General features: G+C 38.9%; 22 protein-coding genes. 12 read left to right on the top strand and 10 right to left on the bottom strand.

Annotated features, from left to right (window positions below):
- Positions 1 to 52 precede the first annotated feature (52 nt).
- The 9 genes from RE431_RS08380 to argH all read left to right on the top strand — a co-directional run bounded on the left by RE431_RS08380 (position 53) and on the right by argH (position 9,113).
- On the top strand, positions 53 to 691 hold the full coding sequence (locus RE431_RS08380) for a GNAT family N-acetyltransferase (RefSeq protein ID WP_309561531.1): 639 nt from the start codon (positions 53 to 55) through the stop codon (positions 689 to 691).
- 9 nt (positions 692 to 700) lie between these two features.
- Positions 701 to 1,888, top strand: coding sequence for an argininosuccinate synthase (locus RE431_RS08375; RefSeq protein ID WP_309561530.1), 1,188 nt, complete (start codon positions 701 to 703; stop codon positions 1,886 to 1,888).
- Positions 1,885 to 2,850, top strand: coding sequence for an N-acetyl-gamma-glutamyl-phosphate reductase (gene argC, locus RE431_RS08370; protein ID WP_309561529.1), 966 nt, complete (start codon positions 1,885 to 1,887; stop codon positions 2,848 to 2,850). The genes RE431_RS08375 and argC overlap by 4 nt, the downstream gene beginning before the upstream one ends.
- 81 nt (positions 2,851 to 2,931) lie before the next feature.
- Complete coding sequence (proC, locus tag RE431_RS08365) at positions 2,932 to 3,726, top strand: pyrroline-5-carboxylate reductase (protein WP_309561528.1); 795 nt, start codon at positions 2,932 to 2,934, stop codon at positions 3,724 to 3,726.
- A 2-nt stretch (positions 3,727 to 3,728) separates the two neighbouring features.
- Complete coding sequence (locus RE431_RS08360) at positions 3,729 to 4,886, top strand: aspartate aminotransferase family protein (protein WP_309561527.1); 1,158 nt, start codon at positions 3,729 to 3,731, stop codon at positions 4,884 to 4,886.
- 66 nt (positions 4,887 to 4,952) lie between these two features.
- Complete coding sequence (locus RE431_RS08355; protein ID WP_309561526.1) at positions 4,953 to 5,894, top strand: N-acetylornithine carbamoyltransferase; 942 nt, start codon at positions 4,953 to 4,955, stop codon at positions 5,892 to 5,894.
- Entirely contained in the window at positions 5,888 to 6,688 is an 801-nt protein-coding gene (argB, locus tag RE431_RS08350; RefSeq protein WP_309561525.1) for an acetylglutamate kinase, read from the top strand. Before RE431_RS08355 ends, argB begins: the two co-directional genes overlap by 7 nt.
- On the top strand, positions 6,688 to 7,755 hold the full coding sequence (locus tag RE431_RS08345; RefSeq protein ID WP_309561524.1) for a M20 family metallo-hydrolase: 1,068 nt from the start codon (positions 6,688 to 6,690) through the stop codon (positions 7,753 to 7,755). Before argB ends, RE431_RS08345 begins: the two co-directional genes overlap by 1 nt.
- An 80-nt stretch (positions 7,756 to 7,835) precedes the next feature.
- Entirely contained in the window at positions 7,836 to 9,113 is a 1,278-nt protein-coding gene (gene argH, locus RE431_RS08340; RefSeq protein WP_309561523.1) for an argininosuccinate lyase, read from the top strand.
- Between the two features lie 66 nt (positions 9,114 to 9,179).
- Here the strand turns inward: argH and leuB are convergent, their stop codons facing one another.
- Genes leuB through RE431_RS08320 form a run of 4 tightly spaced genes read right to left on the bottom strand, consistent with a single transcriptional unit; the run spans position 9,180 to position 13,484 of the window.
- Positions 9,180 to 10,295, bottom strand: coding sequence for a 3-isopropylmalate dehydrogenase (gene leuB / locus RE431_RS08335; RefSeq protein WP_309561522.1), 1,116 nt, complete (start codon positions 10,293 to 10,295; stop codon positions 9,180 to 9,182).
- Positions 10,292 to 10,924 carry a 3-isopropylmalate dehydratase small subunit gene (leuD, locus tag RE431_RS08330; protein ID WP_309561521.1) on the bottom strand — a complete coding sequence of 211 codons (633 nt, stop codon included), beginning with the start codon at positions 10,922 to 10,924 and terminating at the stop codon, positions 10,292 to 10,294. The genes leuB and leuD overlap by 4 nt, the downstream gene beginning before the upstream one ends.
- The gene (gene leuC, locus RE431_RS08325; protein WP_309561520.1) at positions 10,924 to 12,306 is read right to left on the bottom strand and encodes a 3-isopropylmalate dehydratase large subunit; all 1,383 of its coding nucleotides are present in this window, start codon (positions 12,304 to 12,306) and stop codon (positions 10,924 to 10,926) included. The genes leuD and leuC overlap by 1 nt, the downstream gene beginning before the upstream one ends.
- Positions 12,307 to 12,311: 5 nt before the next feature.
- Positions 12,312 to 13,484 (bottom strand): 2-isopropylmalate synthase, encoded by a 1,173-nt coding sequence (locus RE431_RS08320; RefSeq protein ID WP_309561519.1) that lies wholly within the window; start codon positions 13,482 to 13,484, stop codon positions 12,312 to 12,314.
- A gap of 148 nt (positions 13,485 to 13,632) precedes the next feature.
- Between RE431_RS08320 and RE431_RS08315 the strand changes: the two genes are divergently transcribed.
- Positions 13,633 to 15,177: a hypothetical protein gene (locus RE431_RS08315; RefSeq protein ID WP_309561518.1), complete on the top strand. Its 1,545-nt coding sequence runs from the start codon at positions 13,633 to 13,635 to the stop codon at positions 15,175 to 15,177.
- A gap of 10 nt (positions 15,178 to 15,187) precedes the next feature.
- Positions 15,188 to 16,069 (top strand): DMT family transporter, encoded by an 882-nt coding sequence (locus tag RE431_RS08310; RefSeq protein ID WP_309561517.1) that lies wholly within the window; start codon positions 15,188 to 15,190, stop codon positions 16,067 to 16,069.
- Here the strand turns inward: RE431_RS08310 and ypfJ are convergent.
- Genes ypfJ through panB form a run of 3 tightly spaced genes read right to left on the bottom strand, consistent with a single transcriptional unit; the run spans position 16,066 to position 18,506 of the window.
- Positions 16,066 to 16,908, bottom strand: coding sequence for a KPN_02809 family neutral zinc metallopeptidase (ypfJ, locus tag RE431_RS08305; RefSeq protein ID WP_309561516.1), 843 nt, complete (start codon positions 16,906 to 16,908; stop codon positions 16,066 to 16,068). The genes RE431_RS08310 and ypfJ overlap by 4 nt on opposite strands.
- A 50-nt stretch (positions 16,909 to 16,958) precedes the next feature.
- A complete protein-coding gene (locus RE431_RS08300; RefSeq protein ID WP_309561515.1) occupies positions 16,959 to 17,663 on the bottom strand; it encodes an RluA family pseudouridine synthase in 705 nt (234 codons plus the stop codon).
- Positions 17,664 to 17,687: 24 nt separating this feature from the next.
- Positions 17,688 to 18,506 (bottom strand): 3-methyl-2-oxobutanoate hydroxymethyltransferase, encoded by an 819-nt coding sequence (panB, locus tag RE431_RS08295; protein WP_309561514.1) that lies wholly within the window; start codon positions 18,504 to 18,506, stop codon positions 17,688 to 17,690.
- A 64-nt stretch (positions 18,507 to 18,570) separates the two neighbouring features.
- On the opposite strand from panB, the gene RE431_RS08290 reads away from it, so the two are divergent.
- A complete protein-coding gene (locus RE431_RS08290; protein ID WP_309561513.1) occupies positions 18,571 to 19,029 on the top strand; it encodes a nuclear transport factor 2 family protein in 459 nt (152 codons plus the stop codon).
- Here the strand turns inward: RE431_RS08290 and RE431_RS08285 are convergent.
- From RE431_RS08285 to RE431_RS08275, 3 genes are all read right to left on the bottom strand, one after another.
- Complete coding sequence (locus RE431_RS08285) at positions 19,026 to 20,060, bottom strand: formylglycine-generating enzyme family protein (RefSeq protein ID WP_309561512.1); 1,035 nt, start codon at positions 20,058 to 20,060, stop codon at positions 19,026 to 19,028. The genes RE431_RS08290 and RE431_RS08285 overlap by 4 nt on opposite strands.
- A 92-nt stretch (positions 20,061 to 20,152) precedes the next feature.
- A complete protein-coding gene (locus RE431_RS08280) occupies positions 20,153 to 21,157 on the bottom strand; it encodes an alcohol dehydrogenase (protein ID WP_309561511.1) in 1,005 nt (334 codons plus the stop codon).
- Positions 21,158 to 21,212: 55 nt separating this feature from the next.
- A complete protein-coding gene (locus RE431_RS08275) occupies positions 21,213 to 21,758 on the bottom strand; it encodes a CPBP family glutamic-type intramembrane protease (protein ID WP_309561510.1) in 546 nt (181 codons plus the stop codon).
- Positions 21,759 to 21,815: the final 57 nt, after the last annotated feature.

The raw sequence follows: 21,815 nt of genomic DNA, 5'->3' as shown, positions 1-21,815 counted from the left end.
CGCCCTCGAAAATCCAGATCAAAACATTTTATTCAACATAAATTTTTAGCAGATGAAAATTATCATTGCTAATAAATCTCATGCTTCTTATGCTGAGATCATTTGTAATACTATCGAAGAGTCGGCAAAAGTCCGTGGGACTGGGATTGCTCGAAGAACTCCTGAATATATCATTAATAAGATGGAGAAGGGCAATGCTGTAATCGCTCTGGACGATGAAAAGTTCGCCGGTTTCTGCTACATCGAGACCTGGAGCCATGATAAGTATGTGGCAAATTCAGGACTTATCGTGCATCCTGATTATAGAAACCACGGACTTGCCAAAGAGATCAAGAAAGTGATTTTTGAGCATTCCAGAACCAAATATCCTGAGGCCAAGATTTTCGGGATCACTACCGGACTGGCAGTGATGAAGATCAATTACGAGTTGGGGTATCAGCCGGTTACCTTTTCCGAACTTACCGATGATGAGACATTCTGGAAAGGCTGCCAGACCTGCAAGAATTATGATATTCTCACCAGGACTGAAAGAAAGATGTGCCTTTGTACAGGAATGTTATACGATCCGGAAAAGAAAAAAGAATTAAAGAAAATTGAAAAGCCTAAGAGTAAATTCAATGACAAGGCCTTTCAAAGATTAAAACATATTAAACAGACGCTTTTCTACAAAAAGGAAAAGCTCGAAAAGTAATTATAAGTGATGAAGAAAGTAGTCATAGCATATAGCGGTGGGTTAGACACCTCATACTGTGCAAAATATTTATCGGAAGAAGAAGGATTTGAAGTTCACGCAGTGAGTGTGAACACTGGTGGTTTTTCTAAAGAAGAGATTAAGAAGATCGGTGAGAACGCTAAAAAGATAGGAGCGAGCAGTTATCAAAATATCGATGCGGTTACTTCTTTTTATCAAAAAGTAGTGAAGTATCTCATCTTTGGAAATGTTCTGAAAAATGATACATACCCATTATCGGTAAGTGCGGAAAGGATCATTCAGGCCATCGAGATCGTAAATTATGCAAAGAAGATCGGTGCCGGTTATATCGCACATGGGAGCACTGGCGCCGGAAATGACCAGGTGAGATTTGATATGATCTTCCAGATCATCGCGCCGGAAATTAAGATCATAACGCCTATCAGGGATAAACAACTCAGCAGACAGGAGGAGATCGAATATCTAAAAAGCAAGGGAGTGGAAATGAACTGGGATAAAGCGAAATACTCGGTGAATAAAGGGCTTTGGGGAACCAGTGTGGGAGGTGCTGAAACGCTGACTTCGGGAAAAGCACTGCCAGAAAATGCCTATCCTTCTCAATTAAAAGAAAAGGAACTAAAACAAATTACCTTAAGTTTTACTAAAGGGGAGCTTACTGCAGTTGATGGCGAGCAGAATTCTCCTGAAAAGAATATCGAAATACTTGAATCTATCGCATCAAAATATGCGATTGGGAGAGATATTCATGTTGGGGATACGATAATCGGTATTAAAGGAAGAGTTGGCTTTGAAGCGGCTGCGGCGTTAATTACGATCAAAGCTCATCATCTGCTTGAAAAGCATACCTTAAGTAAGTGGCAGCTACAACATAAGGATTATACTTCAAATTGGTACGGAATGCATTTGCACGAAGGTTTGTACCTCGATCCGGTAATGCGTGATTTTGAAGCTCAATTAGAGAGTTCTCAGGCCAAGGTTAGCGGAGAAGTATTTGTGACCTTAAAACCTTATCATTTCTCATTAGACGGAATAAGTTCTTCAAACGATCTTATGAACAGCAGTTTCGGGAATTATGGAGAGGAGAATAAAGCCTGGACGGCTGATGATGCGAAAGGATTTATCAAGATCCTTTCGAATTCCGGAAAGATCTATCAACATGTAAATCAGGATTCATGATCGAAGCAGGAATTATAGGAGGAGCAGGTTATACGGCCGGGGAATTGATTAGAATACTGCTGAATCATCCCGAGGTGAATCTGAATTTTGTATTCAGTACTTCACAGCCAGGAAAACAGGTTTATAGTATTCATCAGGATCTTATTGGGGAGACTGATATTAAATTCACCGATAAGATTAACGCTGAAGTTGAAGTGGTATTTCTTTGTCTGGGCCATGGTAACTCTAAAAAGTTCCTTGCTGAAAATCAGTTTTCAGATAAGACTAAAATTGTTGATCTCAGCACCGATTTCAGAATGAATTCTGAAAATCAGGATTTTGTATACGGACTTCCGGAATTAAATAAGGAGAAGATAAAAGCAGCTGATTTTATAGCTAATCCCGGATGTTTTGCCACAGCTATCACTTTGGCAATCCTTCCACTTGCAAAAAACAGACTTTTGAACGATGAGGTTCACGTGAATGCAGTGACCGGAGCTACCGGAGCAGGAACTTCGCTTTCGGAAACCACGCATTTTACCTGGAGAGATAATAATTTTTCGGCTTATAAATCTTTTGAACATCAGCACCTGAATGAGATCGGGCAGAGTTTGAAACAATTGCAGGCCGATCATGATGCTGAGATCAATTTCATTCCGAACAGGGGAAATTTTTCCAGGGGAATACATGCAACAGTATATACTAAATATGAAGGTAGCCTGGAGGAAGCGAAGAAGCTTTATGAAGAATTTTATAAAGATGCGGCATACACTTTTCTCACGGATGGGGAACTGCATTTAAAACAGGTAGTTAACACCAATAAATGCTTATTGAAATTACAGAATTTCGGTGATAAATTATTGATCACAAGTGTGATGGATAATTTGCTGAAAGGAGCTTCGGGACAGGCAGTACAGAATATGAACTTGATGTTCGGACTGGATGAAAAGACGGGGTTAAATTTAAAAGCAAGTTATTTTTAAATAAAGAACGTCAAGCTGAATTTGATTCAGCTTCTCTAAGATCTTGAAACGAGTTCAGGATAACTATTTAAACAAAGAACTATGAAAATAGCAATTATCGGTACCGGTAATCTTGGAGTTTCCATTGCGAAAGGTTTGATTTTCAGCAATGCATATACCTCACTTTATCTCACCAAAAGGAAAACTGAGGATATCCAGGAATTTTCAGAATATAATAAAGTAATCATCACTTCTGATAATATAGAAGCGGTGAAAAATTCTGATATCCTGATATTTGCAGTTCAGCCTACTCAATTTGAACGAATTTTAGAGGAGATCAAAGATGAGCTTACCGATAAACATGTGCTGATTTCGACTGTCACCGGATTCAAGATTCCACGGATGGAAGAGATCGTTGGAAAGGATCATTTTATCATACGATCTATGCCGAATACTGCGATAGCGGTTGGCAAATCCATGACCTGTCTATGTTCTAACGAAGCTGGCCAAAAAAGAATAAAGATTGCCGAAGCTATTTTCAACCGGTTGGGAACTAGTATCATTATTCCTGAAAACAAAATGCAGGCAGCAACCGTGATCTGCGCTAGTGGAGTCGCTTTCTGGATGCGTTTGATACGCGCAACCACTCAGGGGGCAGTGCAGCTCGGTTTTGATGCGAAAGACGCTCAGGAGCTCTCTATGCAGACTTGTCTGGGTGCAGCGAGCCTGTTGATTGAATCTGGAAAACATCCGGAAGAGGAGATAGATAAAGTAACTACGCCAAGAGGATGCACCATTGAAGGTCTGAACGAAATGGAACATAATGGACTCAGTTCTTCACTCATCAAAGGAATTCAGGCGTCTTTTAAAAAAATAAATAATATCTCAGATCAATAATTATGGAGTTATTTGATGTATATCCGCTTTACGATATCACACCGGTAACAGGTGACGGTTGCTATGTTTTTGATGAAAACGGCAAAAAGTACCTGGACCTCTATGGAGGGCACGCGGTGATTTCTATAGGACATGCCCATCCAAACTATGTAAAGGCAATTCAGGATCAGGTAGCGAAACTTGGATTTTATTCGAATTCTATCAAAAATCCTTTACAACAGGAACTGGCCGATAAATTGGAAAAGGTTTCCGGTGTTCAGGATTACTCTTTATTTCTATGCAGTTCCGGCGCTGAGGCGAATGAAAATGCGCTAAAAGTGGCTTCTTTTCATACCGGAAAGGACAGGGTGATCTATTTTGAGAATGCTTTTCACGGAAGAACTTCGGGAGTTGTTGCGATCACCGATAATGATTCTATTAAGGCACCATTTAATCTTGGTCATAAAGCGACTAAACTTACTTTTAATAATATCAATGCTTTAAAGGCTGAAATAGAAAAAGGAGATGTAGCTGCCGTAATTTTTGAAGTAATCCAGGGAGTTGGCGGACTCGATGAAGCAGAATCAGAATTCTACAAAACTGCTGCTGAAATTTGTAAAGAAAACAAGGTTATGCTTATCGCAGATGAAGTTCAATCGGGTTATGGAAGAACCGGTGATTTTTTTGCGTTTCAGAAGCATGGTATCAGGCCTGATATTATATCTATGGCGAAAGGAATGGGAAATGGTTTTCCGATTGGTGGGATTCTAATCGATAATAATGTCGAGCCGAAATACGGAATGCTGGGAACCACATTTGGTGGGAATCACCTTGCCTGTGCCGCTGGAATTTCTGTATTGGATGTAATTGCTGAAGAAAAGCTGATGAAAAATACTGCAGAAGTTTCAGAATATGCAATGGCTGAAGCTGTAAAAATTCCGGAGATCAAAAAAATAAAGGGTAGAGGTTTAATGATCGGGCTGGAATTCGATTTTGAAATCGCCGCATTAAGAAAAGAATTGTTGTTTGAACATAAGGTCTTTACCGGAGCTTCTTCCAATAAAAAATTATTGAGGATCCTTCCGCCGTTGAATATTAAAAAAGAGCATTTTGAGGTTTTCTTTCACGCAATAAAGGAAGTTCTGAAAAACCAAGAACATAAAGCATTAAAGTCATCCTGAAGTTGTTTCCGGATCTATTTAGAAGCTGAAACGAGTTCAGTTTAACCAATATTGAAATATTAGAAAATGAAGAAATATACCAGCATATCAGACATTGACGACCTTGAATCGATAATTAGAGAAGCCAGAGGTCTCAAATCTCATAATCCTGAATATAAAGTTGGGACAGGGAAGACCCTTGGAATGCTATTTTTCAACAATAGCTTACGTACACGTTTAAGTACCGAAAAAGCTGCAAAATTGTTAGGGATGGATGTGATGATCATGAATGTAGATAAAGATGGATGGGCTTTGGAATTTGAGGATGGTGCTGTGATGAATTCAGATAAAGCCGAGCATATAAAGGAAGCCGCCGCGGTGCTTTCTCAATATTGCGATATTATCGCGGTACGGGCTTTTCCAGGCTTAAAAGATAAAGAGAAAGATGAATCTGAGCATATTCTGAATAGTTTTCAAAAATATGCATCTGTTCCAATAGTGAATCTTGAAAGTGCTACCGGTCATCCTTTACAGGCGTTAACTGATGCGATCACAATTCAGGAATTCAATCAGGTTGAAAGACCAAAGGTGGTTTTAAGCTGGGCCCCGCATCCTAAAGCACTACCTCAGTCGGTAGCTAATTCTTTCGTTGAGGTAATGCAGCGTCTGGATGTTGATTTTGTAATCACGAATCCTGAAGGCTATGATCTTGCTTCACATATTAAAAAAGATACCAGGGTTGAACACGATCAGGAAAAAGCTTTTGAGGATGCTGATTTTGTGTATGTAAAGAATTGGAGTAGTTATGAAAGTTATGGGGAGGTTCTAAACGTAGAGAAGAACTGGATCGTAGATCAGGCGAAACTAAAAGCGACTAATAATGCGAAAGTGATGCATTGTCTTCCGGTAAGAAGAAATGTGGTGATTGCAGATGATGTTCTGGATAGTGATAATGCGATAGTGATCGCTCAGGCTAATAACCGGACTTATGCTGCCCAGGTAGTTTTAAAAAGAATTCTTGAATGCTAGAAATAGTTCACAATCCAAAGATGGAGGCGCTAAAGGTCATAAAAATAGGAGGGAAGATCATTGAAAATAACGCTTTACTGACCTCCTTTTTGGAGGATTTTGTGAAGCTTCAAGGTCCAAAGATCCTTGTGCATGGTGGTGGGAATAAAGCGACTGAAATAGCCGGGAAACTTGGCTATGAGACCAAAATGGTGGACGGTAGAAGGATCACCGATAAGGATTCAATGGAAGTGATTACCATGGTTTATGGAGGCTTATTAAATAAGAGTATCATTGCGAAACTTCAGGTGAAAGGCCAGAATGCGATAGGACTTTGTGGAGCCGACGGGAAAGCGATTATTTCGAAAAGGAGAGAAGTGAAAGAAATCGACTATGGTTTTGTGGGTGATATTGAAAGAGTGAATTCTGGTTTTATCAATAGTTTGCTTAAGCAGAATATCGTGCCTGTATTTTCCGCAATTTCGTGTACAGAAGAAGGAGTTTTGCTAAATACAAATGGCGATTCTGTAGCTTCTGAGATCGCGATTGCTATGAGTAAGATTTATGAGACCCAACTTTATTATTGTTCTGAAAAGAAAGGGGTATTGAAGAATATTGAAGATGATCAATCTGTGATTGCTGAATTGAATTCTGATAATTATAAAGAACTGGTTAATTCTAAAGTTATTACAGATGGGATGCTTCCTAAACTTCATAATTGCTTTCAGGCGATTGATAGGGGAGTTTTGAGTGTTTTTCTCGGTGATGCCGGATTATTAGGAAGCAATTCTATACATACTAAAATTGTAGAATAATGCAGTTAAATGAACTTCAGCAAAAAGCGATAACATTACTGAAAAAACTGATCGAAACACAGTCTTTTTCTGGTGAAGAAGATAAGACTGCTGAACTTTTAGAAGAATGGTTCAGAGATCATGGTATCCCACATAAACGTCAACAAAACAATGTTTGGGCGGTGAATGAATGTTTTGATGCATCCAAACCGACTTTATTACTAAATTCTCACCATGATACGGTCAAGCCAAATTCAGCTTACACTAAAGATCCATTCAAGGCTGAGATTGAAAATGGTAAATTATTTGGTCTTGGAAGCAATGATGCCGGTGGTTGCCTGGTATCACTTTTAACCACTTTCACATATTTGTATTCTGAAGAAAATCTAAGAAATAATATTCTTTTTGCTGGAACTTCTGAAGAGGAGATCAATGGTAAGAATGGAATTGCGGCTTTACTTCCGGAAATTCCAAAGATCGATGTTGCCATTGTAGGAGAACCAACCTTGATGAATCTTGCGATAGCAGAAAAAGGGTTAATCGTTTTTGATGCCGTGGTGAAAGGTACTCCTTCGCATGCTGCGCATCCAAATAATGATAATTCGATCTACAAGACCGCGAAAGTTCTGGAATGGTTTGAAGATTTTAAACTGGATAAGATTTCTGAAACATTAGGTGAAGTAAAAGTTACGGTAACGCAGATCAATGCCGGGAGTCAGCATAATGTGGTGCCTGCAAAAACACACCTGGTGATCGATGTTCGGGTGAATGATAAATACAGTAATATGGAGATCGAACAGATCTTAAAAGAAAACGCTCCTGTAGACGAGATTCAGGCGAGAAGTTTAAGACTGAATTCATCCTCAATACCGGTAGACCATGAACTGGTGAAAGCCGGAATTGAACTGGGTATGGAAACTTACGGTTCACCAACCTTATCAGATCAGGCTATGTTAAGTTGCCCTTCCCTAAAATTAGGTCCTGGTGATTCTACGAGATCACATTCAGCAGATGAATTCATTTACATAAATGAGATTGAAGAAGGAATTGATAAATACATCAAACTGCTTGAAAAGGCGCTTAAATAAAAATAAGGTCATCCTGAACTTGTTTTAGGATCTAAAAGAAGCTGAATCAAGTTCAGCTTGACGATAAAACTCAAAATATTATGAAACTCTGGGACAAAGGTATTTCAATAGATAAAAAGATCGAAAATTTCACTGTAGGGAACGACCGAGAACTGGATATGCATTTAGCAAAATATGATATTCAGGCTTCAAAAGCGCATGCGAAAATGCTTGGGAAAGTCGGCATTCTGGCGCAAGATGAGGTGGATTATATTATTGAAGAACTGGAAGTTTTAAAAGCTCAGCTTGAAAACGGTCAGTTTCATATTGAAGAAGATTTTGAAGATGTTCACTCCAAAATTGAGTTTGAGCTGACCAAAAAGCTTGGAGATACCGGAAAAAAAATTCACACGGCCAGATCTAGAAATGATCAGGTGTTAGTAGCGCAGCAATTATATTTTAAGGATAATCTTCAGCAGATCTCTGGAAAAACAAAAGATTTAATTGAAGTCCTATTAGGACTGGCAGATGAACATAAAGAAAAATTACTTCCGGGATATACGCATTTACAGGTAGCGATGCCATCTTCCTTCGGACTCTGGTTTTCGGCTTATGCTGAATTACTTATTGATGATCTTTATTTGCTTGAAGCCGGATTGAAAATTGTTGATCAGAATCCATTAGGTTCTGCAGCTGGATACGGCTCCTCATTTCCAATTGACAGAGAATTTACGACCGAGGAATTAGGTTTTTCAACACAGAAGTTTAATGTTGTGGCAGCACAGATGAGCAGAGGGAAATGTGAAAGAACGGTCACTTCAAATATTGCTTCGGTTGCAAATACACTTTCAAGGTTTGCGATGGATATCTGCCTTTATATGAGTCAGAATTTTGATTTTATCACTTTTCCAGATGAGCTTACGACAGGTTCCAGCATCATGCCGCATAAAAAGAATCCTGATGTTTTTGAACTGGTGAGAGGGAAATGCAATAAACTTCAGGCCATTGCTAACGAGATGATTCTTATCACCAATAACCTCCCGAGTGGTTATCACAGGGATTTTCAGCTCATCAAAGAGAATAGTATTTACGCAGTGGAAAATATGAAAGAGATCCTGGATGTTTTTACTCATTCTATCTCGCAGGTAAAAGTGAAAGATGTTGATCTTAAGGATGAAAAATATAAATACCTGTTTACCGTAGACAGTATTAATGAATTGGTAGTTTATGGCCAATCCTTTAGAGATGCTTATAAGATAATTGGTGAGAAGGTTCAGAGTGGATCTTACGAAGCTACAGAAGGCATGAAACACACTCATACTGGCAGCAAGGATAATCTTTCGTTGAATATGATACGAGCAAAACTTCAGCAATTATAAAAAGACATGCCTCCTGGAGATAAAATCAAGCAGGAGGCAGCTGTCTAAACAAACATGAACTAATCTTTAAATTATGGTCATCTGGCCAAGATTAAGGTTTTCATTATTAATGATATGCCCTTCGGTATCGCTGATCACGCTCTCAAGGAAATCTCCAACACGTTCGGTTGAATAGTGATTGTCCTTATTGATATCGATCGTACAAACATTTAATTTAATACTTAGATCTACAGCCATTCGTACAGTTTCAGCTTCTTTTTTAAGTCCAAGATGATCTAACATCATGGCTGCGGAAAGTACTGAAGCTAAAGGATTCGCAATTCCCTGCCCGGTAGCCTGGGGATACGAACCATGAATGGGCTCAAAAAGTGCATTTTTGGTTCCAACCGAGGCAGATTCCAGTAATCCGATACTACCACCTATCACGCTGGCTTCATCAGAAATGATGTCGCCGAACATATTTTCGGTAAGGATTACATCAAATTGCTTTGGGTTCAGGATCATCTGCATAGCGGCGTTATCCACAAACAGAAAATCCAGCTTTACATCGGGATATTCTTTACCGATTTCAGTCACTGTTTTTCTCCAGAGACGGGAAGTCTCCAAAACATTAGCTTTATCTACCAGGGTTAATTTCTTTCTTCTTTCTTCAGCAGCTTTAAAAGCCAAGTGAGCTACACGTTCTATTTCTTCTACGGAATAGGAACAAAGGTCTGAAGCAGATTTACCATCTTCAGAAGTACTTTTTTCTCCGAAATAAATTCCTCCAGTAAGTTCACGGAAGATCACCATATCGGCACCTTCGATATTTTCAGCTTTTAATGGGGATTGATGGATAAGACTTTCGTAAGCCCTTACCGGCCTGATATTGGCAAAAAGGCCAAGTTCTTTTCTAAGTTTCAATAATCCCTGTTCCGGTCTTACTTTAGCAGAAGGATCATTGTCATATTTTGGGTCACCAATCGCCCCGAACAGCACAGCGTCAGACTTTTTACATAGTTCTAATGTGGCCTCAGGCAATGGATCCCCCAATAAATCTATCGCGATTGCGCCCACTTCAGCTTCTTCAAAATTGAACTCATGATCAAATCTATCTGCAACAGCCTTCAACACTTTTACCGACTGCTGTGTTATTTCAGGACCAATTCCATCTCCGGGAAGTACTGCTATATTGAATTTCATATATTTTCAGTTTGTAGGGTTTCTTGCGGCTCTGCTTGTATACCGTTACGTTTCTTTTCAAATTTCTTAATGGCTTCCAGTTTGCTCGTTAAAAAGTCGATATCATCATAACCATTAATTAGGCAGGTTTTTTTGTATGCATCGATCTCAAAACTTTCAGATTCTCCTGTACTTTCAATACTGATCCTTTGTTCTTCCAGATCGATAATGATCTTTTCTTTCGGATCTTTTTCTACCGCGGTGAATAATTTATGCAGAAATTCAGGGCTTACCTGTACGGGTAATAACCCATTGTTTAAAGCATTTCCTTTGAATATATCGGCAAAATAACTGGAAACAACAGCTTTGAATCCGTAGGCTTTGATCGCCCAGGCAGCGTGCTCGCGGCTTGAACCGCAACCAAAATTATTTCCGGCCACCAGAATAGAACCTGAGTATTTATCCTGATTTAAAACAAAATCTTTATTAGGCTCTCCGCTTTTATCAAAACGCCAGTCACGGAACACATTTTCACCGAAACCTTCTTTGTCAGTAGCTTTAAGAAATCGAGCCGGGATGATCTGGTCTGTATCAACATTTTCAGCATCCAGAGGTACGACCGTATCTGTAAGTTTTATAAACTTTTCCATTAGTTCAATGTTTGTGTGTAATCTGAAATTTTACCAGCAATCGCCGTAGCTGCTGCTGTAAGCGGACTTGCAAGAATGGTCCTGGAACCAGGGCCCTGACGTCCTTCAAAATTTCTATTACTTGTTGAAACACAATATTCTCCTTCAGGGATCTTATCATCGTTCATCGCCAGACATGCCGAGCAACCCGGCTGCCTTAGTGTAAAACCTGCTTCTTCGAATACTTTGTCTAAACCTTCAGTTCTTATTTGTTCTGCTACCTGTCGGCTTCCCGGAACGATCAGTGCGTTTACATTATCAGCTTTTTTCTTGCCTTTGATATATGAAGCAGCAACCCTGAAATCTTCGATTCTCGAGTTGGTACAACTACCAATGAAAATATAATTGATAGGTTTTTCCAATAATGCTTCACCCGGTTTAAAATTCATGTAAGCAAGCGCTTTAGCGTCGCTTTTATTTCCTTCTACCGGAATGGTACCTGTAAGTTTGATTCCCATTCCCGGATTAGTTCCATAGGTGATCATAGGTTCAATATCTTCAGCTTCGAATGAGTATTCCTGGTCGAATTCTGCGCCTTCATCGGTTTTCAGGGTTTCCCAGTGAGCTTTCATTTTTTCAAATTCAGCGTCTTTAGGAGCAAATTCTCTTCCTTCTACGTAATCGATGGTCGTCTGGTCTGGTGCGATCAATCCGCCACGAGCACCCATTTCGATGCTCATATTACAAACTGTCATTCGGCCTTCCATAGACATCTCCTCGAAAACATTCCCGGCGTATTCACAGAAATATCCTGTACCTGAATTTGTGCCAAGTTTACTAATGATATACAGGATCACATCCTTTGGAAGCACTCCGTTTTTCAGCTTTCCGTTCACGTTCACCCGAAGTTTTTTCGGCTTTTCAACCAGTAGACACTGGCTCGCAAAAACCTGGGTTACCTGGCTTGTACCAATTCCGAAAGCAATAGTTCCGAAGGCTCCGTGAGTAGAAGTGTGACTATCTCCACAAACGATGGTCATTCCAGGCTGAGTAATACCAAGTTCAGGTGCCATAACGTGAACGATCCCATTGTAAGGATGCCCTAAACCGTAAAGAGTGATATTATTCTCTTCACAGTTCAGACTCAGTTCCTTCAGTTGCTTTCGGGACAAAAGATCTTTCACCGGAAGGTGTTGATCTTTAGTTGGAGTATTATGATCTGCCGTTGCAACGATCTGATCTGGCCGAAAAACCGGAACATTTCTTTCCTTTAATTCATTAAAAGCTTGCGGACTCGTTACTTCATGTATCAGATGTTTATCGATATATAAAATGTCTGGCCCGTTGGGGATACTTTCTACCACATGAGAATCCCAAATTTTATCAAATAAAGTCTTCTTCATAATTATTAGGCGATTGCTCTTGCGCTCTTTTTGTAGATATCCATAATGGTATGAATATCATGGTCTGCAACTTCTTTCTTCGCATCGGCGAAATTCAGGAATTCAAGGTAAACGCTATCCAGTTCTAGTTTTGTAAGTTCATAACCCATTTTCTTTGCTTTATAAGCCAGCGCAGCTCTTCCGCTACGGGCAGTTAAAACAATAGCCGACTCGGTGACCCCGACATCGGCTGGATTAATAATTTCGTATGTTTCTCTGTTCTTAATGACGCCATCCTGGTGAATGCCTGAACTATGCGCAAAGGCATTCGCTCCGACGATCGCTTTATTCGGCTGGACATACATGCCCATTTCCCTGGAGACCATCTTACTGGTATCGTATAACAATTGCGGATTTATGTCTGTATTCAATTGTAAATACGGGTGTTGTCTTAAGATCATGACGACCTCCTCCAATGCTGTGTTACCGGCACGCTCACCAATTCCATTGATGGTACATTCGATCTGTCTGGCACCATTTGAGATACCAGCAATCGCATTAGCCGTAGCCAGACCAAGGTCATTATGACAATGACAGGAAATAATAACATTTTCAATTCCAACCACATTTTCTTTAAGGTATTTGATCTTTTTGCCATATTCTTCAGGTAGGCAATATCCTGTAGTATCGGGAATATTAAGAACCGTAGCACCATTTTTTACCGCTTCGGTACAAACCCGGGCAAGGAATTCATTTTCGGTTCTTCCGGCGTCTTCAGCATAAAATTCCACATCATCAACAAAGCTTTTGGCGTAAGCAACAGCTTCACCAGCTCTTTCGATAATTTCTGGCCTGCTGGCCTTGAATTTGTATTTGATATGGGAATCTGAAGTTCCAATTCCTGTATGAATTCTAGGTTTTACAGCATATTTAAGTGCTTCTGCAGCGACTTTAATATCATTTTTTACCGCGCGGGTTAATCCGCAAACAGTAGCGTTCTTTACGAGTTTGGAAATCTCATTTACCGAATTGAAATCACCGGGACTTGAAACCGGGAAACCAGCTTCAATCACATCTACACCGAGTTCATCCAGTCGCGCAGCAATCTTTAATTTTTGTTTCGTATTCAGTTTGCAACCCGGGACCTGTTCGCCGTCCCTCAATGTAGTGTCAAAAATTTCTACCTTTTCAGTACGCATATGAGATTTATTTTACTTTATCTTTATCTAAAGTATCGGAATCATTAGGCTTTTAGCTCCTGATATTCAAAACTGTTACGACGCTTGAAGTAATAGAAAATACTTGTAAAGCTCTGTTTTACAGTATTTTGTAAAATTTTGATTTACAATGACCAATGACTTAACCGAAAATCTGTTTTCTCTAATAAAATCTCTTTCTGCTTCAGAAAAAAGACAGTTTTCTTTATATGTTGGAAGAATAGGGGTGAATTCAGATTCAAAGTTTCTGAATTTGTACAAAGTAATGTCCCGGCAAAAGAAGTACAATGAAGCCGAAATATTAAAAGCTACAAAAATTACCAAGCTTCAACTTTCAAATGTAAAAACTCATCTTTATAAACAGTTATTAATCTCACTCCGGCTTAACCCGGCTCACCAGAGTATTCCTGTTCAGATAAGAGAACAAGTTGACTTTGCGTATATCCTTTATCATAAAGGCCTTTATCAGCAAAGTCTGAAATTACTGGATCGGGTTAAAACTCTGGCAATTAATTACGAAGAAAAGAATTTAACCTACGAAATTCTGGAACTTGAGAAGATCATAGAATCACAGTATATCACCAGAAGTATGAGTAACAGGGCTGATATTCTTATAAAAGAAACAGAGGAGATCAGTGAACTTAATACGATCTGGGGAAAACTGTCAAATCTTTCATTGGAATTATATTCTATTTTTCTGAAAAAAGGCTATTGTCGAAGCCAGGAGGAGGCAGACCAGATAAAGGCATATTTTAAAGAGAAACTTCCTGAATATAATTACAAACAACTAGGTTTTAGAGAGCGATTGTGGCTGTATAAAGTTCATTTATGGTATAGCTTTTTAACGCAGGATTTTTTAGGCTGTTATCGATATTCGATGAAGTGGAAAGACCTTTTTATCGAATACAAACACTTGATCCCTATACATCCTGTATCTTACTTAAAAGGGAGTCATTATTTGCTGGAATCGCTATTTTATCTGAATCATACGGATCTTTTTGAAGCGACATTAAAACAGCTGGAAGATTCTTTAAGAGACCCCAAGATTCCTCATAATGACAATATTTCTGCACTCTCTTTTCTTTATGTTTATTCTAATAAACTGAATCTTCGGTTTATGAAAGGAGAATTTAGCAATGCCGATGAGCTCGTGGAGAAGATCAACCAGAAAATTGAGAAATTCAGAGGGCGTTTAGACGAACATCATATTATGGTTTTCTATTATAAGATCGCCTGTCTGTATTTTGGCGATGGGAAGAATAAGGAATGTATCGTTTACCTGAAAAAGATCATCACTAATAAATCCCTTGAAATGAGGGAAGATCTTATGTGTTTTTCTAGAATCCTAAACCTGGTAGCTCATTATGAGGCGGGAATGGATTATCATTTAGACAGGCTGGTGAAATCGACCTACAAGTTCCTGATTAAAATGGACGATATGCATGAGGTTCAGAAGGAAATGATCAAATTCCTGAGAAATCTACCGGATGTTTCTCCACTCGATATTAAAGACGAATTCCGAAAACTTCATGCAACTTTAAAGAAGTTTGAAGATCATCCATACGAACGTAGAGCATTCCTATATCTCGACATTATTTCATGGCTTGAAAGTAATATTGAAAACAGGCCGGTGCAGGAGATCATAATGGAAAAGAGTCAGGAATATTCAAGATAAAATTTAAGGTTTGTCAGATAGGCGTCAGTACTTAATTAACATTCTCCAGTTAAATCTCGCGGTATTATTAATAAGTACTTCTGGTGCATTGGGCAGGTATATAACATTACCACCAATTATTACGATCTTTTACAGATGTTTATTGGCGGTAATCATCTTCTATCTTTTTTGTAGATGGAAGAAAATATCTTTGAAACTTGAAAGTAGGAGAGACTTATTAAAAATGATCCTCGGTGGTGTTCTAATGGGCGCTCATTGGATAACATATTTCTATTCCCTGAAGTATAGTAGCGTCGCCATAGCTTTATTGTCCCTATTTACATATCCAGTTATAACTGCCTTTTTAGAGCCTATACTTTTTAAACTGAAGTTTAATAAAGTTCATATTGCATTGGGCATTCTTGTGCTTACCGGAATCTATTTTTTGAGTCCGGAATTTGATCTTGACAATGACTATTTTATCGCGGTGATATTCGGGATCGTTTCAGCTTTCTTCTATGCTTTCAGAAACCTTCTAATGAAAAGGGAAGTAGAAAAATATAACGGTACAGCACTGATGTTCTACCAAATCCTGGTGATCGCGATTTGCCTAATTCCAGCGGTTTTCTTTAGTGAATTTGAAAATGTGCTTCTGCAATGGAAACCCTTGCTAATTCTGGCTTTACTTACTACCTGTATTGGTCACACTTTATTTCTGAAAAGTTTTAGAAATTTTAGTGTCACTGCTGCAAGTATTATGAGCAGTATTCAGCCGGTTTACGGAATCATAATCGCTGCGATTTTCCTGAGTGAAATTCCATCGCTCAAAACTATCTTAGGCGGAACATTGATTATTAGTGCCGTTATTATTGAAAGTCTTATTTCAATAAGAGAATCGAGGAAAAGCTCTTAATTCAAAACATTACTAAACGTATCTCCCTGGCTAATGTCGCCGGTTCTATAACCTTTCATAAACCATTCTTTTCGTTGCTCTGAAGTTCCATGAGTAAATGAATCAGGATTTACGCTTCCTCTAGTTCTTTTTTGAATGGCATCATCTCCAACCGCATTAGCAGCACTTAGAGCTTCATCTATATCACCTTCACTTAAATATTTCTGATTGTATTTAGTCCAGACACCGGCATAGAAATCGGCCTGTAATTCCAAACCTACAGATAATTCATTAGCTTCGGTTTGATTGGTTTGTTGCTGAAGTCTTCTAACCTTACCCGCGGTGCCAAGAAGATTTTGAACATGATGACCAACCTCATGTGCCATCACATAAGCGATAGCAAAATCACCACCTTTGGCACCAAACCTTCGTCTTAGTTCCTCAAAGAATGTTAGATCCATGTATATTTTTTGATCGGCAGGACAGTAGAAAGGTCCGCTGGCAGCTGAAGCACCGCCACAGGCAGTTTGTACGGCATCAGAGAATAATACCAGCCCAGGTTCACGATAATTCATATTATTTTCAGCAAATATCTTATTCCAGATATCCTCGGTATCTGCAAGAACCACTTCAGTAAAATCGCCAAGTTCTTTCTCTTCAGCAGTTAATTCTCTTTGTTCGGTTGGAGCCGAGGTATCCTGAAGTTGATCTAATACTGAAATATCACCATCACTTAAAACGAATTGAGCGATCAAAAAGATCACTCCAATGATACCACCACCGGCAATTAATTTACCTTTTCCTGAAGATCCTCTGCGATCTTCAACATTACCACTTTGTCTACGGCCTCGCCATTTCATGCTAGAAAGTTTTTCTAAAAATAAGAATTAAAGAAAGACAAAACTCTAAATTAAATCATAACGGCGTTCCAAATTGGGTCAGATGGAGGAGGAGCGATAATATGAATTTGGTCCTTTTTAACGGGATGAACAAATTTTAATTCTCGTGAATGCAGATGGATACTGGCATCTTTGTTACTGCGGTCAAAACCATATTTCAGATCACCTTTTATAGGACATCCAATTGCAGATAACTGACTTCTTATTTGATGATGTCTTCCGGTATGAAGATCTATTTCAAGCAAGTAATAATTATCAAGCTTTTTCTGAATTCGATAATCCAGGATCGCTTTTTTAGAATCGGGTACTTCGTTCTTATGGGCATAAGATCTATTCTGCTTAGGGTTTCGCTTCATAAAATGTACTAGCTCTCCGGAGTCATTTGGAGGAGGATTCTTCACCACTGCCCAATAGGTCTTCTTAGCCTTTTTATCCTGAAATAATTTATTTAATCTGGGTAGGGCTTTGGAAGTTTTTGAAAAAAGAACAATTCCGCTTGTTGGCCTGTCAAGTCTATGGACAACTCCCAAGTAGACATTTCCAGGCTTATTATACTTTTCCTTTAAATAAGATTTTACTACTTCACTTAAAGGTTTATCTCCAGTCTTGTCTCCCTGAACGATATCGCCAGGACGCTTGTTAACGATGATAATATGATTATCCTCATGCAGAACCTGAAGATTGTCTTTATTGGAAAGCGTTTTATCCTGATCCAAAAATGAGAGTTTTAGAAAGTAGAATTAATACTGCTCATCATCAGAAGGAAATGCTTTGCTTTTCACATCATCCCTGTAATTCTGAAAAGCTTTGGTCATCTCACCGTGAAGATCGGCGTAACGTCTAAGGAATCTTGGATTAAATTCATGTGTCATTCCAAGCATATCGTGAACAACCAGAACCTGACCGTCTACTCCGTTTCCGGCACCAATTCCAATTACCGGAATAGAAATGCTTTCAGCAACTTCTTTGGCAAGATCTGCTGGTACCTTTTCAAGAACAATCGCAAAACAACCCATTTTCTCTAACATTTTAGCGTCAGATTTCAGTTTTTCAGCTTCCTGTTCTTCTTTAGCTCTAACTGTATAGGTTCCAAATTTGTAGATAGATTGCGGCGTAAGTCCTAAATGTCCCATTACAGGAATTCCTGCATGAAGAATACGCTTAATGCTCTCCTTAACTTCTTTTCCGCCTTCAAGCTTTACAGCATGCCCACCACTTTCTTTCATGATCCTGATGGCAGATCTTAAAGCTTCTTTTGGATCACTCTGGTAACTACCAAAAGGAAGATCAACCACAACCAATGCACGATTTATGGCTCTTACAACACTCGTCGCATGATAGATCATTTGATCTAAGGTTATGGGAAGCGTAGTTTCATGTCCAGCCATAACATTACTGGCCGAGTCGCCCACAAGGATCACATCTATTCCTGCACCATCAACGATCTGTGCCATCGTGAAATCATATGCCGTAAGCATACTTATCTTTTCACCATTCGATTTCATGTCTACAAGAGACTTTACCGTGACACGTTTGTATTCCTTTTTTGCAACAGACATTTGGTTGATTTTAAATTTGAGTAAAAGTAGTAAATTCGTGAACCACATTCAAAACTACTTGACCATGAAAAAATTATTAATGGTGGCTGTATTTCTAACTAATCTGGCAGTATTCTCCCAAACAGATAAAGATGAGGCAACTCCGAAGAAACTTGTACAGGATTTCTTTGAGGCATTTCATGACCAGGATACTGTTAAACTAAAAAGTTTTGCGGTAGACAGTATGCAATTACAATCAATCTCTAAGGATGCAGAGGGAAATACACAAGTGAGCACTACTGAATATTCAAAATTCCTGAAAAATATTGCGAGTATTCCTGCAGAAACAAATTTTGAAGAAAAACTGCATGAATTCAGGATAGAGGAAAATGGATTGCTGGCAACGGTAACCACGCCATACTCATTCTATTTCAACGGAAACTTTTCCCACTGCGGGGTAAACAGTTTTCAATTGGTAAATTTTAGTGGAGAATGGAAGATTGTTTATCTGGTTGATACAAGAACCAAAGAGGATTGTTACTAAATATCCTTTACACATCTAAATCCAGTATGTTCCAGACCGGTGTCTGGAGCAGAACTCATCCTGGCAGAATTTCTATAGCCTGTGCAATAGGATTCGCTGCATAAAAAGGATCCGCCGCGAATCACCTTTTGCTGTTGCATATTTATAAAGTCATTGAAATAACCATCTTTTCTTTCTTTTAATCTGGAATAAGCATCTGGATAATAAGTATCGAGACACCATTCCCAAACATTTCCTGAAGTTTCATATAAACCATAGGAATTTGCCGGGAAACTTTTGGCAGGCGCTTTCTTTTCAAATTTATCTTCGCCCGTATTTTGTTTCGGAAAATTGCCCTGGAAAAAATTCACCATTTCCGGAGCCTTTTCAAAGTCATTTCCCCAGTGATAGATGAGCGTATCATTTCCACCACTGTTAAAATATTCATACTCGGCTTCTGTTGGTAATCTTTTACCGGCCCATTTCGCATATGCCATGGCATCATACCAGGAAACCTGTACTACAGGATAACTATCCTTTCCTTTAATATCACTGTTGGCACCGGTTGGATGCTTCCAGTTCGCTCTTTTTTCAAATTTCCACCACCATTCAGGATTGTAGGGATCGAAAACTAAAGCCCCTGGTTCGTATTTTTTGCCCTTAATTTCAAAAGATCTTTCGGCTGTAGTTACATATCCCGTAGCTTCTACAAAATCTCTGAACTGAGCATTAGTAACCTCGGTTTCATCAACCCAAATTGCTTTAATATTTTCTTTATGTCTGGGAAATTCATCCTGCCTTGCCTGACTGCTGTTTCCGCCCATCATAAAATTACCTCCATCCAACTTTACCATTCCTTTGGTAGATGAGGAATCTTCGCGTGTTTTTATATAGGAGATTTCTCTTAGATAATTTTCGTGATAATTACCGGTCTCTATTTCCGGTTTTTGTTCTACTACCTGAATAGGCGAAGACTTTTCATTGTTCTTGCAGGAAAGAAGCAATAAAAAACTGATTATTAATATGAATGATGACTTAAATCTCGATGACATTTTTGAGAAAATTAAGGCTCAAATATAGCAATAAAAAAACCGGAAAATCCAACTTATAGATCTTCCGGTCCAATAGGCTAGTATTCTAATTTTTATGGTTTCAAAACCACTCTGAATCTTGCCTTGTTATTCATCATTTTTTCAAATGCCTCATTCGCTTTATTTAGTGGGTACTCTTCGATCATCGCTTTTGTTCCGGTCATAGCACTAAATTTTAAAGTGTCTTCAGAATCTATTGCTGTACCGCTAGGCCATCCTGCTGCAGATTTTCTACCCATAAGCAATTGCATAGGAGAAACTTCAATGGGTTCTCCGGTGGCAGCCACCATGAGTAATTTTCCGTCTACTCCCAGGCCATCTACAACGGCTGATATTGCATCACTGTGAGGTGCAGTTGCCAGGATAAGTTTAGCTCCGCCCAGCTTCTGTAATTCTTCAGCTCCATCAGCGTTCCCTGTATTAATAAAATGATGTGCACCAAGTTTATTCGCTAAATCTTTTTTATCATCGCTATGTGAGATAGCAACTGTTTTCATTCCCATCTTATTAGCATACTGAATCGCAAGGTGACCAAGACCTCCAATTCCCTGAACAGCTACTACATCTCCAGCTCTAATTCCTGAATTTCTCAAGGCGTTAAAAACCGTGATTCCGGCACATAACAGGGGTGCAGCATCGGCTGAAGATAATTCTTCCGGAATATTTGCGATGGCTTCTTTTGGCGCGACCATATATTCTGCGTAACCACCATCATAAGAGATTCCGCTCACTTTTGCATTTTCGCAGCTTATAAAATCTCCACGGCGGCAAGGTTCACATTCAAAGCAATGTCCGCCATGCCAGCCAACTCCAACACGCTGACCTTTTTTCCAATTCGAAACATTATTGCCAATTTCTTCAACAATTCCTACGACTTCATGTCCCGGAATCCTTGGATATTCCAAACCTGGAAAACCACCGGCCTTCACGAAATTATCACTATGGCAAATTCCGCATGCTTCTACTTTAATTAAAACTTCATTTTCAGAAGGGCTTGGTTTATCAACATCTTTGATGATAAAATCCCCTCCTGCTTCTTCAATAATTGCTGCTTTCATAATTCAATTTTTTGGAAATAGAAGTTACAAAATGTATCACCAAATAAAATTAAGGCTATGTTAAATAGGAAAGGCTGAATGGAAGTATCACGATAAGGACAATCGAATTATTCATGCTATGCATTAAAATTGGCCATATCATTCCCTTATTTTCCAGTTTAATTTTTCCGAAGAAAAACCCTGCAATTATTCTCGGAAAGATCATCAGGAACAAAATGAGATCTACCTGAAAGGTATCTACATAATTATAGATATGTACAAACCCGAAGATAATTGCCCCCAGAATCCATATAGGCAAATAATATCTGTGCATCCAATAGCAAACACGTCTATAATAGATCTTTGGGATCAATTCTCCCATAGCATAGAAAACTAGCCCCATGACGCCGGCTAAAAGTACATATTTCAACGCCCAGTGAGCGTCATCTGGAATTAATATGAGTCCGAAAATATACAGTAAAGCACAAACAAAAATTTTTAAACTTGTTGCGGTTGGTTTTAAAATACTTCTAAAAATACTTTCTTCTAAGATAGGAGCGGCGATTGCGGCGAGAAATATGAATTTAAGCGGACTTTCCTTTAAAGTTTCCAGAAGTTCCATCTGTTCATATTTCTGAAGATCGAGGCAAAAAATCCAGGTATTTATAATTTGAAGAAT

The sequence above is a fragment of the Christiangramia sediminicola genome (genome assembly GCF_031344135.1).
GTDB classification, from domain to species: Bacteria; Bacteroidota; Bacteroidia; order Flavobacteriales; family Flavobacteriaceae; genus Christiangramia; species Christiangramia sediminicola.
Note: the sequence above shows the minus strand (reverse complement) of the source record. Positions and strands in the feature narration are given on the sequence as shown.